At 47.2% G+C, this 15,339-nt stretch carries 8 protein-coding genes, 2 tRNA genes and 3 rRNA genes; 6 read left to right on the forward strand and 7 right to left on the reverse strand.

What is annotated here, in order from left to right; all coding sequences use genetic code 11:
* Positions 1–208 precede the first annotated feature (208 nt).
* The 5 genes from HWN40_RS01350 to HWN40_RS01370 all read right to left on the reverse strand — a co-directional run bounded on the left by HWN40_RS01350 (position 209) and on the right by HWN40_RS01370 (position 6,218).
* Positions 209–1,090 carry a WD40 repeat domain-containing protein gene (locus HWN40_RS01350; protein WP_176964076.1) on the reverse strand — a complete coding sequence of 294 codons (882 nt, stop codon included), beginning with the start codon at positions 1,088–1,090 and terminating at the stop codon, positions 209–211.
* A gap of 184 nt (positions 1,091–1,274) precedes the next feature.
* Positions 1,275–3,119 carry a YgiQ family radical SAM protein gene (locus HWN40_RS01355; RefSeq protein WP_176964077.1) on the reverse strand — a complete coding sequence of 615 codons (1,845 nt, stop codon included), beginning with the start codon at positions 3,117–3,119 and terminating at the stop codon, positions 1,275–1,277.
* Positions 3,120–3,128: 9 nt separating this feature from the next.
* On the reverse strand, positions 3,129–3,764 hold the full coding sequence (locus tag HWN40_RS01360) for an MBL fold metallo-hydrolase (protein ID WP_176964078.1): 636 nt from the start codon (positions 3,762–3,764) through the stop codon (positions 3,129–3,131).
* Positions 3,765–3,789: 25 nt separating this feature from the next.
* Positions 3,790–4,548, reverse strand: a complete 759-nt coding sequence (locus HWN40_RS01365) for a TatD family hydrolase (protein WP_176964079.1) — start codon at positions 4,546–4,548, stop codon at positions 3,790–3,792.
* Positions 4,549–4,679: 131 nt separating this feature from the next.
* Entirely contained in the window at positions 4,680–6,218 is a 1,539-nt protein-coding gene (locus tag HWN40_RS01370; RefSeq protein WP_425487369.1) for a 2-isopropylmalate synthase, read from the reverse strand.
* A gap of 523 nt (positions 6,219–6,741) precedes the next feature.
* Here HWN40_RS01370 and HWN40_RS01375 point away from each other — a divergent pair.
* The 6 genes from HWN40_RS01375 to HWN40_RS01400 all read left to right on the forward strand — a co-directional run bounded on the left by HWN40_RS01375 (position 6,742) and on the right by HWN40_RS01400 (position 13,073).
* A 16S ribosomal RNA gene (locus tag HWN40_RS01375) occupies positions 6,742–8,216 on the forward strand.
* A gap of 84 nt (positions 8,217–8,300) precedes the next feature.
* A tRNA-Ala gene (locus HWN40_RS01380) sits at positions 8,301–8,373 on the forward strand.
* Between the two features lie 130 nt (positions 8,374–8,503).
* A 23S ribosomal RNA gene (locus tag HWN40_RS01385) occupies positions 8,504–11,432 on the forward strand.
* 98 nt (positions 11,433–11,530) lie between these two features.
* Positions 11,531–11,602: transfer RNA gene (locus tag HWN40_RS01390), tRNA-Cys, on the forward strand.
* Positions 11,603–11,626: 24 nt separating this feature from the next.
* Positions 11,627–11,748, forward strand: a 5S ribosomal RNA gene (gene rrf / locus HWN40_RS01395).
* Together the 16S, 23S and 5S rRNA genes with 2 tRNA genes alongside form the textbook arrangement of a ribosomal RNA operon.
* Positions 11,749–11,933: 185 nt before the next feature.
* Complete coding sequence (locus tag HWN40_RS01400) at positions 11,934–13,073, forward strand: hypothetical protein (protein WP_176964080.1); 1,140 nt, start codon at positions 11,934–11,936, stop codon at positions 13,071–13,073.
* Between the two features lie 33 nt (positions 13,074–13,106).
* On the opposite strand, the gene HWN40_RS01405 is transcribed toward HWN40_RS01400, so the two are convergent.
* Positions 13,107–14,129 (reverse strand): DUF21 domain-containing protein, encoded by a 1,023-nt coding sequence (locus HWN40_RS01405; RefSeq protein WP_176964081.1) that lies wholly within the window; start codon positions 14,127–14,129, stop codon positions 13,107–13,109.
* 114 nt (positions 14,130–14,243) lie between these two features.
* Positions 14,244–15,338 carry an RNA-guided endonuclease InsQ/TnpB family protein gene (locus tag HWN40_RS01410; protein ID WP_246276009.1) on the reverse strand — a complete coding sequence of 365 codons (1,095 nt, stop codon included), beginning with the start codon at positions 15,336–15,338 and terminating at the stop codon, positions 14,244–14,246.
* Between the last annotated feature and the right edge of the window lies 1 nt (position 15,339).

Raw genomic sequence — 15,339 nt, forward strand, 5'->3', positions numbered from 1 at the left:
GCTAGCTGGTTAAAAGTATTCTTGAACACAGTTATATACTTTACAGGCAGAAGTTTAATTTCCTTATTCTGGAAGGTCTTTACATTAATGTTTATTCCGCCACAGCTTTTACTGAAGCCGTACCATTTACCAGACCAAGCTACATTCTTTTTATCCTTTAGGACAAATTTATTTATTAGGCCATCGGTTGGAAGATCGGGTCCCGTTATCAGCGGGACCTTCTTCTCAAACTTCTTCCGACAATAAGTATTGCCATGGCCACAAATGCAGGTAATATGCCAAACCCAGGTGCTGCAACAGCCTCGTTCTCATCAGCGGATGTATCCTCTTCCTGCTGTTCTTGCGGTGCATAGTACATTGGTGGCTCTTCCGAATTATTGGCCTCCTGAGCAAATTCAGCCGTTGGCTCAACGTATCCGTTCATCTCACGGAGTTCTGTGTAGTTGACATTGAGCCTGTTTGTGACCAGTGTGGTCGGGTAAGTGCCACCATCGATGTCAGCTCCGAGGATGTCGTAGACAATGGATGAGCCGTCCTCAGACCAGTATATCTCGTAGACAGACGAGCGGTCCCATTCCATTGGTGTATACTTTGTATCTTCCTTATAATAGGGAATCAGCTCCCTGTGCAGCAGTTCATTGGTTTCTGCCGAGGAGATATCAATAACATACTGGCAGTTCCTGCCATCATCACAGGAAATTATCTTGGGTGCCGCATACATCTTGCTGTCAGGAGAAAAGGCGACTGCATAATATCCCATGGTAGCAACGCCGTGTATCACTGTCTCGCGGCCGGTCTGGGTATTGTTTATAACATATTCCTCAATTCCCATATCCGATCCTGTGGAGACTGCTTTCATATGTACTGAAAAGTTACCGTCAGGGCTGACAGTTTCCCTTGGTTTGAATTCGTCGTTGATCTTTACCTGTGACAGATTACTATCACTGGCAGTTGTGGCAATTCTGTGCGCTTCCAGACTGTCAGGATTCGTATAATTGTCCGAATAGAACTCATCTTCGCTTATGTTCTCATCTACTTCGAGCACAGGGCTTCCCATGGCGCAACTGACATGGAAAAGGATAAGAAGCAAGCTAAATAACCCCAATTTAAATATCATATGTGTACCTCCCACATGTACGTAACTAAGTGTACATTAACAATGTACTTATTAGTACTTAAAAACTTAACGATTTTATTCCCTGCAGGAAAATATTCTGATGGGGAATATAATATAATTCAATTCCATTCATCAGAATAAATAGATTGATTGCTGCTTACCAGCCGCTCTTTCTTCTCTTTTTGCGACTTATCAGACAGTTCCATGTGTTTCCCACAAGGTCAAGCCTGTTGGCGCGCTTCAATCCTTCGTAGACCATGTTGTAGTTACCGGGCTCCCTGTAGTGCAGCATGGCTCTCTGTATCTTCTTCTCTTTCTGGGAAGTGGCCACGTATATCTTCTTTCCCGTGAAGGGGTCAATCCCCGTGTGGAACATACAGGTAGCAGATGTCATGGGGGTTGGTGTGAAGTCCTGAACCTGTTTTGTATATCTTCCTGTGTCTCTTATGTACTCCGCGGTCTCGATCATGTCTTCGAGTGTGCATCCCGGGTGTCCTGACATGAGGAAAGCCACAAGGTACTGGTCCTTGCCGAGTCTTTTGTTTATTTCCTTATACTTCTGCTCGAATCTCTCGAACACTTCCCTGTCGGGTTTTTTCATGACATCGGTCACCCTGTCGCAATAATGCTCCGGTGCGACCTTCAGTTGTCCGCTGACATGGTGGGCGCAGAGCTCTTCCATATATTCCTCATCCAGCAGGGCAAGGTCATAGCGCACACCGTAGCCAACAAAGACCTTTGAGATGCCGGGAATCTCCCTGAGCCTCCGCATAAGTTCGATTAGTTTCCTGTGGCTGGTATCAAGTGAGGGACAGGCCTTGGGATAGATGCATGTCTTGTCCTTGCAGACTCCCTTCTCATCCCAGTTCTTGCAGTCCATGCCATACATGTTGGCAGACGGCCCTCCAAGTCCGTTGATGATGCCCTTGAATCCTTTCATGTCCCTGAAGCCTTCGGCTTCCCTGATTATGGATTCCATGCTGCGGCTGCGTATCATCCGTCCCTGGTGCAGGGCGATGGCACAGAATGAACATGCTCCGAAGCAGCCCCTGTGGGTATTGATGGAGAACTTCACCATGTCAAGGGCGGGAACCGGTTCCCTGTAGGATGGGTGGGCCTCACGTGTGAAGGGAAGCTCATAGACATGGTCCATCTCTTCGGTTGTCAGGGGACGCATGGGCTTTTTCTGGACTATCACGGTTTTCGGATGTACCTGTATAATATCATGACCGCGGATGTGGTCCTGCTCCTGGTACACGGTTTTAAAAGTTTCTGCATAGAGTTCTTTGTTCTTTGAGATTTCCGTATATGGTGCGATCTCTACACGATTCCTGAGGTAATCATCATGTTTTTCTTTCCAGCTCTTGATATCGATCTTCCAGACAGTCCCGTCAATATCGGTGATATCCGATACGGGAGTTCCTTTGTCCAGCCTTTCCGCGATCTCTCGTATCTGGAGCTCTCCCATGCCGTAAACCAGTATATCCGCAGGAGCATCCGCAAGTATGGACTGGCGGACCTTGTCAGACCAGTAGTCGTACTGTGCAAAGCGGCGCAGGGATGCCTCGATACCTCCTATCACCTGCGGTACGTCAGGAAAAGCTTCCTTCAGGCGGTTTGAATAGACAATAGTTGCCCTGTTAGGCCTGAGTCCTGCTTTATTGCCGGGTGAATATGCATCCTCGTGGCGTAGTCTCTTTGATGGTGTATAGTTGCTGACCATGGAGTCGGTATTGCCTGCACTGATTGCAAAGAAAAGGCGTGGCTTCCCGAGCTTTTTGAAGTCCCCTGCATCCTCCCAGTTAGGCTGTGCAATGACTCCTACCCGATAGCCTGCATCCTCCAGTACCCTTCCTATGATGCTTGTCCCAAAGCCGGGGTGGTCTACATAGGCATCTCCGGTAACGATAATAATATCTAGCTCATCCCATCCCTTTGCCTCCTCAGGGCTCATGGGAAGAAACTTTGATTGATCACTTTTTTTCTTTCTCTTATCTTTCATGATGCATCCTTATAGTATGCTTTTTGACATGCGCAGAGAGAATTCTATCTGCCTGTTGACATCGTTCGAGGTAACTTCTCCGTGTCCGGGATAGAGTGTTTCGACATCAAGCTTCATGATTTTGTTAATGGATTCTGTAAGTTGTGAGCGACTGCCGCCCTGAAAATCCGTGCGGCCTATGCTTCCGTTGGGAAAAACAGTGTCCCCTGAAAAGAGGCTCTTTGTACTTGCTTCATACAGGCAGATGCCACCGGGTGTGTGTCCCGGGGTGTGGATCACCTCAAGCTCTTCATCTTCTCCCACGGGTATTCTGTCGCCTTCTTCCAGTAGCATGTCCGCATCAATTGACGGTGCGCTGTATCCGAACATGGCGGCAGCACTTATGTTATCGTTTTTAAGAAGGGGCGCATCATCTTTGTGAATTGCCACTTTCGCACCGCTCATTTGTGCTATTTCCTGTGCCGATGCAGTGTGGTCGTAATGACAGTGTGTGAGTATGATCAGTTCAAGATCCTTCATATCCGTATTTCTGTTTATCTCTTCGACCAGTCCCTTTGTGTTCATTCCCGTATCTACGAGCACTTTTTTGTTGATCAGGTATGAGTTGGCATCGTAGAGTCCGGTGATAATATGTTTGACATGCATGTTGATTCTCCTGTAAAAAATGATTTTAGAGCTCAAATGCCCTGCGGGTATTTTGTACTGTTGCCATTGCTATGTCCGTCTCTTCAGCTTCTTTTAATTGGGCTATGACCGGTACGGAGTCACGTACGAATAGGGGTTCGTTCCTGCCTTTCCTTGGTGAAAGGTACGGGCTGTCCGTCTCAATGAGCATGTTCTCAAGGGGAAGGTTCCGGGCTATTTCCCTATGCTGGTCCGAGAAACATACAAGGGTGGGTACTGACACATAATGCCCGGCATCAACGATCTTCCGCATGGTCTCAAGGGAGCCGCCATAGCAGTGGAAGACGACCCTGTCAAGGTCCCTGCACATTTCAAGTGCCAGCTCCTCGCCGTCCCTGCCATGTATAACCAGGGTCTTGTTGTATCTGTCCGCAAGCTCGATGACCTGACTGAATACCTCTTCCTGTTTTTTTCTTCCCGCATTGTCCTTGCAGTAGTAAAAGTCAAGTCCAGCTTCCCCGATACCAGCAGCTTTGCCTATATTGCGCTCTATCTGCGATAGGATCTGATCTATTCTTTCGTTATTTGCATCGGGTACCATCTGGGGGCTGAGCCCGAGGGTGGCATATATGAAATCATATTTTCTGGCAAGATCAAGGGAATTTTTATTCGTTTTATAATCTATTCCGGAGTTGATCATCTCTGCCACGCCATGTGCCCTTGCTCTCTCGATGGTCTCTTCCCGGTCCTTATTGAATTTCGGGAAATCCAGATGACAATGGGAGTCTATAACTTCGTAGGTCATGTGTAGTCAGTTAATGTCTTATTATATAGATATGAACCTGTTTATTTCGGGTCCATGGAATTTATTTTAAAAAAAAAAGCTAATGGGAAAAGGCCAGGAGCCGCAGCTTGCGGTCCTGATTATCTGGATTCTTACTGCATGGTCCAGAGTTTTTTCTTTTCCAGAAGTATATTGATGGCAGTGATGAGCGCATCCACGGAAGCCGTGGCAATATCAGCACTTGCTGACTGTGCACTGACAACACGTCCGTCCTCATCCTCTACAGATATGGTGACTTCCGCAAGGGCGTCACTTCCGCCGGTTATGGCTTCGAGGCTGAAATCACGTACTTTTATCTTTGTATATCCTCCCATCATCTCTTCCACTGCTTTAAGTGCAGCGTCTATGGGTCCTACTCCGAAGTTCGAGGCAACTGCTTCCTCGTCACCCACGGTTGCTCTTACAACAGCTGTTGGTGTTGTGAGGTTTCCTGTCATTACGGAGAACTCCTTGAGTATGATGGTTTCCTGGCCAAGGTTTCTGCCAAGCACGGCTGATGCGACTGCGTGAAGGTCGGCGTCACATATGCGCTTGCCTTTGTTAGCAATGTCCTTTATTCTGACAAGTATCTCATCGAGTTGTTCCTCTGTGGTTTCGATACCCATGTCATCAAGTGATTTCTTAACGGCATGTTTTCCGGCGTGTTTGCCAACGACGATGCGGCGCTTGTGGCCTACCATCTCCGGTGTCATGATGCCCGGTTCGAAGGTGTCCGATTGTTCAAGAACTCCGTGTGTGTGGATGCCTGATTCGTGGGCAAATGCGTTATCACCTACGATAGGAGTGTTTGGCGGTGAGCGTATGCCGGTGAAGTTCTCAACCATCTTTGAGGTTTCAAGCAGGTATTCTGTGTTTATATTGGTCTTTGCGCCGTAGATGGAATGAAGGCTCATGACCACCTGGGCAAGGTTTGCATTACCTGCACGCTCTCCTATGCCGTTAACAGTACATTGTACCTGACTGGCACCTGCCTCCACGGCCATAAGGCTGTTGGCAACCGCAATTCCGAAGTCGTTGTGGCAGTGTACATCAATTGGGATGTTCACTTCCTTATAGATACTATTGACAAGGTTGTACATTCTGGACGGTGACATCACCCCTACGGTGTCGGGTACGTTGATTATGTCACATCCTGCTCCTTCAACGGCCCTGAAGATCTCTGTCAGGTAGTCGAGGTCCGTTCTTGTCGCATCCATTGCAGAGAACATGCATTTTACGCCATGTTCCTTGATACGTTCAACAGCGTCTACTGCCATTGTGACGACTTCTTCTCTGCTCTTCTTGATGGTGTGTATTCTCTGGATATCGGATGTTGATACAAAGGTGTGTACCATATCCACTCCACAATCTATGCAGGCGTCCAGATCCTTTGGAAGGACGCGGGCAAGACCACAGACATCAAGGGTGAGACCTTCGCTGGCAATGGCTCTTACATTCTGCTTCTCTCCCTGAGAAGATATGGGAAAACCGGCTTCGAGAACGTCTACGCCGAGTTTATCAAGCTGCCGTGCAATTTTGAGTTTTTGCTCGTTTGTAAGAGATACGCCAGGTGTTTGTTCACCGTCGCGCAGTGTAGTGTCAAAAATAGTCTTGCGTTTGTTTATTAGCGGTTCATCGCTGTAAAAAGCGATCCCTCAGTTCGACAGTTGAATTCATATTGATCAGTTCCGATTATGAGTTATTATATAAAAAATCACCGCTAACATAGTTATAATTTTTGATAGAAAATTGTTGTATCTTTTGCTGTGGATCTGACTCCAGTATCGACGATGCAAAGTCTTATATATCAGTGTGTTGTTGTAGGGCTGCTTCCATCTGAGCCATGTGGCGCTTACATGCGCGAAAATGACTCAAAAAAGAAGTCGGTCAAAGTCTTCGACCACGATGGTCGGAAGGTTTATATATGATCGAGGTCTTTTAGGGGTCCTCGCGTAATGCGCGAGAATCAATTACAATCACCGCCTTATAACAAGTGGAGGCAGGAGCTATTTCCTGTCTGACGTTGGATTTGGCAGTTCGGTTAATTCTGACCGGTAGTGTATAATATACTACAAATAAGGAATTAACCAAACATGTGCAAAGGAAATTCTCTCAAAATAGAATTCTCCAATCGATTCCTTAAAATGACTTCCATTAATTTGTGTGTGATCAACAATTCTGGTTGATCCTGCCAGAGGTTACTGCTATCAGTGTTCGATTAAGCCATGCGAGTTAAATGTTCTTCGTGAACATGGCGTACTGCTCAGTAACACGTGGATAACCTGCCCTAAGGTCCGGCATAACCCCGGGAAACTGGGGATAATACCGGATAAACCATAGATACTGGAATGTTCTGTGGTTAAAAGTTCCGGCGCCTTAGGATGGATCTGCGGCCTATCAGGTAGTAGTGGGTGTAAAGTACCTACTAGCCGACGACGGGTACGGGTTGTGAGAGCAAGAGCCCGGAGATGGATTCTGAGACATGAATCCAGGCCCTACGGGGCGCAGCAGGCGCGAAATCTTTACAATGCGGGAAACCGCGATAAGGGGACACTGAGTGCCAGCATATTATGTTGGCTGTCCACCTGTATAAATCACAGGTGTTAGCAAGGGCCGGGCAAGACCGGTGCCAGCCGCCGCGGTAACACCGGCGGCCCGAGTGGTAGCCACTATTATTGGGTCTAAAGGGTCCGTAGCCGGTTTGATCAGTCTTCCGGGAAATCTGACAGCTCAACTGTTAGGCTTCCGGGGGATACTGTCAGGCTTGGGACCGGGAGAGGTAAGAGGTACTACAGGGGTAGGAGTGAAATCTTGTAATCCCTGTGGGACCACCAGTGGCGAAGGCGTCTTACCAGAACGGGTCCGACGGTGAGGGACGAAAGCTGGGGGCACGAACCGGATTAGATACCCGGGTAGTCCCAGCCGTAAACGATGCTCGCTAGGTGTCTGGGATGGTGCGACCGTTTCAGGTGCCGCAGGGAAGCCGTGAAGCGAGCCACCTGGGAAGTACGGCCGCAAGGCTGAAACTTAAAGGAATTGGCGGGGGAGCACTACAACGGGTGGAGCCTGCGGTTTAATTGGACTCAACGCCGGAAAACTCACCTGGGGCGACAGCAATATGTAGGTCAGGCTGAAGGTCTTACCTGAATCGCTGAGAGGAGGTGCATGGCCGTCGTCAGTTCGTACTGTGAAGCATCCTGTTAAGTCAGGCAACGAGCGAGACCCGTGCCCACTGTTGCCAGCATATCCTTCGGGATGATGGGTACTCTGTGGGGACCGCTGGTGCTAAACCAGAGGAAGGTGCGGGCTACGGTAGGTCAGTATGCCCCGAATCTCCAGGGCTACACGCGGGCTACAATGACCGGGACAATGGGCTCCTACCCCGAAAGGGGTTGGTAATCTCATAAACCCGGCCGTAGTTCGGATCGAGGGCTGCAACTCGCCCTCGTGAAGCTGGAATCCGTAGTAATCGCGTTTCAATATAGCGCGGTGAATACGTCCCTGCTCCTTGCACACACCGCCCGTCAAACCACCCGAGTGAGGTATGGGTGAGGGCACGAACTTTGTGTCGTGTTCGAACCTAAATTTCGCAAGGGGGGTTAAGTCGTAACAAGGTAGCCGTAGGGGAATCTGCGGCTGGATCACCTCCTAAGCAGATCGGCACAAAGCCGATCACCACTTACCGGTCAGAAATCGATAAACTGCCAGATCCAATACACAAGCGGGACGCTCAAGGGCTTGTAGATCAGTTGGAAGATCGTCGCCTTTGCAAGGCGAAGGCCCTGGGTTCGAATCCCAGCAAGTCCATTTAATTATTAGTGCACCAGGCAAGTAATTTTGCCAGGGAAGGATGAAGTGTTCACATCCCCAATGTCGAACACAATGAGATCATTATAAGCATGCATATATCAGACGCTCACTGGATAAAGTGAGGTGGACTCTGGTAATTATGCCTTCAGGTGGATGGCTCGGCTCAAGTGCTGACGAGGGACGTGCCAAGCTGCGATATGCCCAGGGTAGGTGCATGGAACCGATGAACCTGGGATCTCCTAATGGGTCTTCCTGATGCGTTTTGCGCATCGATCAGCAATGATCGGGAACGCCCCGAACTGAAACATCTTAGTAGGGGCAGGAAAAGAAATCGAAGAGATGCCGCTAGTAATGGCGAATGAACACGGTATAGTTCAAACTGAATCCCGCCGGTAACGGACGGGAGATGTGGTGTTATAGGCTTTTTCTAAAGATCCCACTTGATCATAACCGAATTTCTCTGGAACGTGAAACCAAAGAGTGTGAAAGTCACGTAGGTATTGATCAAAGGATCTGGATTTTGTCCTGAGTAGCGTGGGTCGGAATTCCCGCGCGAATTTGGGAGGCACCAACTTCCAAAACTAAATACATCTTGAGACCGATAGCGAACTAGTAGGGTGACCGAAAACTGAAAAGTACCCCAAAAAGGGAGGTTAAAAGTGCCTGAAACCTGGAGGCGATGGAGCGATATGGCATGAAAGGATCTGTGATACGAAGGAAACAGTCGCGAGGCTGCTGTACGAGTATCATTGCCGATGTCATATCTTACGTTTTGAAGAACGGGCCAGGGAGTGTATTAGAATGGCGAAGGCTAACTTTTAAATTAGGAAGCCGAAGCGAAAGCAACATGCTCGCAACCCTTGTGGTGAGGAGCGACGTATACAAGTGCGTGGAGTCATTGTGATACGACCCGAAGCCGGGTGATCTAGGCGTGGGCAGGTTGAAGCGTGGCGAAAGCTACGTGGAGGACCGCAAGCGGTATTGATCTGCAAATCATTCGTGTGACCTGCGTCTTGGAGTGAAAGGCTAATCAAACCCGGCATCAGCTGGTTCCTTCCGAAACATGTCGTAGCATGACCTGACTGGAGATAGTCGGTGGAGTAGAGCACTGATTGGAGATCCTGGGGGAGAAATCCCTCACTCTCCTGCCAAACTCCAAAACCACCGTCGTCTTAGAAGGTCGGAGTCCGGGCTACTGGGGTAAGCTTGTAGTCCGTAAGGGAGACAACCCAGCCCGTGGTTAAGGTCCCAAAGTGTCGACTAAGTGTTAATACTAAAGGGTGTCCTAAGCCCTAGACAGCTGGAAGGTTAGCTTAGAAGCAGCTACCCTTTAAAGAGTGCGTAACAGCCCACCAGTCGAGGTTTAGGGCCCCGAAAATGGACGGGGCTCAAGTCGACCACCGATACCACGGAGCACCGTAAAGGTGATCTTGTAGGAAGGCGTTGCGCTCGGGCAGAAGCAGGGCTGTGAAGTCCTGTGGACCGTGCGGAAACGAAAATCCTGGTAATAGTAACAGCATAGATAGGTGAGAATCCTATCCGCCGAAGGGGCTAGGTTTCCTCGGCAATGATCGTCAGCCGAGGGTTAGTCGGTCCTAAGTTGTACCGTAATTCGAGTACATCAAAAGGGAAACAGGTTAATATTCCTGTACCATCTGGCAATAAACTGACGTTTTTGGGCAGGCCAAGCGGCGTTGTCGCGCCGTCTAAGCATCGAACTCTGTGGAGAGCCGTAATGGCGAGAAGCAGACGAATATGTTATGGCGAAAGTTGGCTGCACCCGGGAACCCGTGAAAAGGGAGTCAGATGTCCGTACCGAGAACTGACACAGGTGCCCCTAGCTGAAAAGGCTTAGGCGTGTCGGAATATTTTGGCTAAGGGAATTCGGCAAATTAGCTCCGTAACTTCGGGAGAAGGAGTGCCTGCTGTGTAGACAGCAGGTCGCAGTGACAAGAGAGCTCTAACTGTCTAATACCAACATAGGAGATCGCAAACCTGAAAAGGCTAGTACGATCTCTGAATCCTGCTCAGTGCAGGTACCTGAACACCCAGTACAATGGGACGAAGGGCCTGTAAACAGCGGGGGTAACTATGACCCTCTTAAGGTAGCGTAGTACCTTGTCGCTTAATTGGCGACTCGCATGAATGGATCAATGAGAGCTCTACTGTCCCTAGCCAGAGTCCGGTGAAGCTTACTTTCTAGTGCACAGTCTAGAGACCTCTAGGGGGAAGTGAAGACCCCGTAGAGCTTTACTGCAGCCTGTCGCTGGGTTGTGATCTCGGATGTACAGTGTAGGTAGGAGGCGTCGAAGTCGGTGCGCCAGCATCGATGGAGCCACCAATGGGACACTACCCTTCTGAGATTACGATTCTAACTCCGCGAGGAGGACCCCGATAGGTGGGCAGTTTGCCTGGGGCGGGACGCCCTTGAAAAGATATCAAGGGCGCACAATGGTTGACTCAAGTGGGTCGGAAACCTACTGAAGAGTGCAAGAGCATAAGTCAGCCTGACGTTATTCAGCATAGCAGTGGATGACGAGACGAAAGTCGGTTCTAGCGAACTTTTGTGTCCCGCTTGGTGCGGGCCAAAAATGACAGAAAAGTTACCTCGGGGATAATTGAGTTGTTGCCGGCAAGAGCACATATCGACCCGGCAGCTTGCTACTTCGATGTCGGTTCTTTCCATCCTGGCCGTGCAGCAGCGGCCAAGGGTGAGGTTGTTCGCCTATTAAAGGAGATCGTGAGCTGGGTTTAGACCGTCGTGAGACAGGTCGGTTACTATCTACTAGAGGTGTACGTGGTCTGAGGGTAAGCTACCTTTAGTACGAGAGGAACAGGGTAGCGGCGCCACTGGTGTATCGGTTGTCTGACAAGGCATAGCCGAGCAGCTACGCGCTAAGGAATAAGAGCTGAATGCATCTAAGCTCGAAATCTGACCTGAAAAGAGACTGCATTAAGGGTTCCGATAGAAGATCGGTTTGATAGGGTCGGGATGTAAGCACCAAGGCAACGAGGTGTTCAGTCCGCGGCTACTAACCATCCGTGCCTATCTACCTTACTTTGTCCAGGCGAAATCTGATATGTGTATGTGATTATCTTGATCTAAAAGGTAAAGTATTTAAGATACTGGCTACAATGAATTATCGCTCTTAACGCCAAGGTGGCGGAGCGGCTACGCAATCGCCTGCAGAGCGATTTCATTCCGGTTCGAATCCGGACCTTGGCTTTACCTTCATCATATGTAAGTGAGTCTGGCGGCCATAGCGGCAGGGCAACTCCTGTACCCATCCCGAACACAGAAGATAAGCCTGCCAGCGTTTCGTACTGTACTGAAGTACGAGAGTCTTTGGGAACTACGAATCGCTGCTGGCTCACTTACATTTACTCTAACTTAAACCTACTTTTTCTACTGACTTTTACAATGCTGAGATTAATCTCTGCTATTGAGATGATACTCTGGTTCTTGAATGAACTTCTTCTTTTTGTAAGACATCATTCTTAGTTTATACAACAGTATTTTATTCCAGAATGACTCACTATTAATGGGGGTTCATGTGATGAAGTATACTTTTCAGGATTCAACGGAGTTGCCATATCAGCGAGATTTCATAAATGATCTTCATGAGTTCATAAAAATATCAAAAGAACTAATCCTTCTTGAAGCAGAAGCAAAAGATCTCAATGAAACTAATAAAAAGAACACAGTATTGCTAGAAAGACAGGTCCAGGAAATAGAAGAATTAGAAAAAAACCTGAATGTCTTTTTAATGGACGTATCCAGTAGCAATGAGTCTTTAAGTCCCACAGGAATTGTTGATGAAATAATCTCATCCATCGGGTCGATAGCTTCGAAGAAGAAAATGGAATTGGAAAAGCAGCATGAAGAAAACTTGAAAACTGCTGCTTATCGCATAGGAGAATTGAACTCCAGGATGCTCTCAATTATGAATCCCTTCTTTGAGGATAGTATATATGGCTCAAGAGATACCTATTCCATGTCGCAGGATAATCAAAAGTTAAGTGGAAAACAGATTTCTTTTGCTGGAAAAATGGAGTACTGGTTTGAACTTGAGTTCAATATCAATGAGCTTAAAGTAGATGATCTGTATAAGGATTTCTCATTACCTGTTTGGACACCTAGTGGTTTGCTGCATCGTGAGAATAAAGTGAAGGATATGGGTCTCTCCGATTATTTGATTACATCAGTTGAATACGATGGGGACGAACACCTTGAAGCGGTTCTAAGGGATGGTAAATCAGAACATATTTTCAAGATCGTTGCAGATGATAATACTTTTATTATATTCTATAATGACCAGGATGTAACTACTGATGAGGATCTGGTAAAATCAATTGATGAAGAAGCAGTTAAAGCACTAATAAGGAATATGGAACAGTACTTTTCTGTGGCTGTTCAGTCTCGCGTTCTCACACATGTGTTCATAGATGGAAATGATGCCATCTCGGAGAACCTGGTGATAGATTGTCTTAAATTGATCGCTGCAAACTATGGCATTTTGGTTGATGAATGTATTGCTAAAGGATACAATAAGGATGAGATCACTATTAAAATTGAGCGTCCTGATGATACGAGAACCGAGAAGTACATCTCTAAAGCGGATGCATTCAAGCAGCTATCTGAAATTGGCAGCGAAGGACTTGAACTTGCAGGTCTGTTGAATGTTTCTGGGAACTGATGTAACAAAGATTCATTTAAGCACAAACCCATTTCATTCAACTCTTATGACCAGTCCTCTGAGCAATCTTCCGAGGATATCCGATCCGGTAATGATCTTTTTTTCCGGATCGTCCCTGTTCCAGTAGAGTATCAGGTCCTCGTCAATAACATCATCTTCCAGGTCCATAGGATAGACCTTGAGGCGATTGATGACACTACCTATCTTCTCATTAGGATCTGACACGACAATCGGATGGTGGCAGTATCTGTAAGGATCAAAGCCCTTATCGATCCTGAGCGCACCCCTCAGGAAGCCATCCGAGTCAATGGCCGTCTTTGGCTCATCATTCTCATTCACTACGATGATCCATTTCTTTCCGGATGCCGCGATATTTTTGAGTAGCTCGTCCCCGGGGTCCCTTGTGATTTCAGGGAATACAGGGCGGTTGTTCTCAAAAGGCAATTGAATTATACTCTGCGGATGGATCAGTGAACCTTCTTTCTTGATGGCAAGATCATCGATGGAAAGGAAATTCAGGGCTCCTCTACCCTCAAACCGGTCAATGTCCGAAAGGGATGTTGCCACGTGTTTTGATATCATCGTACGGAATGCCTTTTCCTTAAAGTACTCAACCTTTTCTTTTCCCAGCAAAAGGTCAAGAGCAATAGCCGAGGGCTTTGCTACAGGATAAAGTATTATTCCGTAGAATCTTACCAGGGGTGAAAGAAAGGCTCCCATTTTCAGTGCATTGCGTGAGAAGTAAGCCTGAGGCAACAGCTCTCCGAATGTTGCAATTCCCACTGTTGAAAAGAAGAAAGCTGCAACACCTGTCATCACAGTGTCGGTCAGCAGTGCAAGTAAAGTGTTTACCGCAACATTTCCCCATAGCAGTGTGGCAAGCAGGTAATTCGCATCCTTGCGAAGACCCATGACCTTCAAAGCATAGGGATTTTTCAACTCCGATTCGATCTCAAGCCTCAGGGGACTCAGACCGAAAAGGCCGATGGTCAGCCCTGAAAAGATAGCTGATTGCGCCAGACATAAAAAAATGAAGATCCATGTGATTTGAACCATGATGCTCAACAATATTAGATATTATTTGTTTTGGGTTTTACAGAAAATTATCTTTGTATGCTATTTAATCTGTTATGCTTGTGTGACTACTCCCTCCACTGAAGTAGAGGGCATCTAAGCTTTTTGTGCTACAGACTGTAGCCCCAGTCTGTGTATATTAATGGCAGCATTGTGGTCTCTGCTCAGAACAAGACTGCAGAAAGGACAACTGTGTGTTCTTTCAGAAAGGTTTTTTCGGACTATCTGACCACAACCAGAACACATTTGCGAAGTGTTGCTTGGTTCGACAAGCTCTACATCCTTACCGGCCCATTCTGCCTTGTAAGTAGTGATACTTATCAGTTTATTCCATGAAACATCTGCAATGTGCTTTGCAAGGCAATGGTTTTTGATCATTGCCTTGACGTTTAAATCTTCAAAAACTATCAGGTCATATGCTCTGACAAGTTCCAGACTTACTTTTTGAACAAAATCCTGTCGTTTATTGGCAATCCTTTCATGAATATGTCCGACTATTTTGAGTGCTTTCTTCCATTCAGGTGAACCTTTGACGGCCTTTGACAATCTTCGTTGTGCTTTTGCCAGGTGCTTTTCTTCGCTTACAAAGAATCTGGGATTTGGGATATCCTGACCATTTGATAATGTCAGAAAACTTTTAATTCCTACGTCCACTCCCACAGATTGTCCTGTTAGTGGTATTGTTTCTTGATTATCAATATCGACAAGGAAAGATACAAACCATTTTCCTGTAGAATTTTTTCGAATAGTAAGTCTCTTGATACTTCCGACAATAGGCCTATGCAGTTTTACCTTGATCTCGCCTATCTTTGACAACCATAGTTTGTTATCCTGCAGTTCAAAACCAGACTGAGTATAAGTGATACTGTCATATCTGTTCTTACCCTTGAACCTGGGATAACCCGGGTTCTCTCCGTTCTTACATCGTCTGAAGAATGCCTGAAAAGCAAGGTCCACTCGCTGCACTACATCCTGTAAGACCTGAGAGTGTACATTCCTGAGTTCAGGTTTGATCACTTTCCAGCCAGGGAGCATCTTCTTGGACTCAAAGTACCCGATGTTCTCCTGTTCGAACTCCCATGCATTCTTCCGTAGTGCCAGCGTTTCATTATATGCCCATCTGCAAAGCTCAAGTGTGTCAGCAAGAGTTGATTTCTGAGCTTTTGTAGGATAGATACGGTAACGAAACACT

Source organism: Methanolobus zinderi, assembly GCF_013388255.1.
GTDB lineage: Archaea > Halobacteriota > Methanosarcinia > Methanosarcinales > Methanosarcinaceae > Methanolobus > Methanolobus zinderi.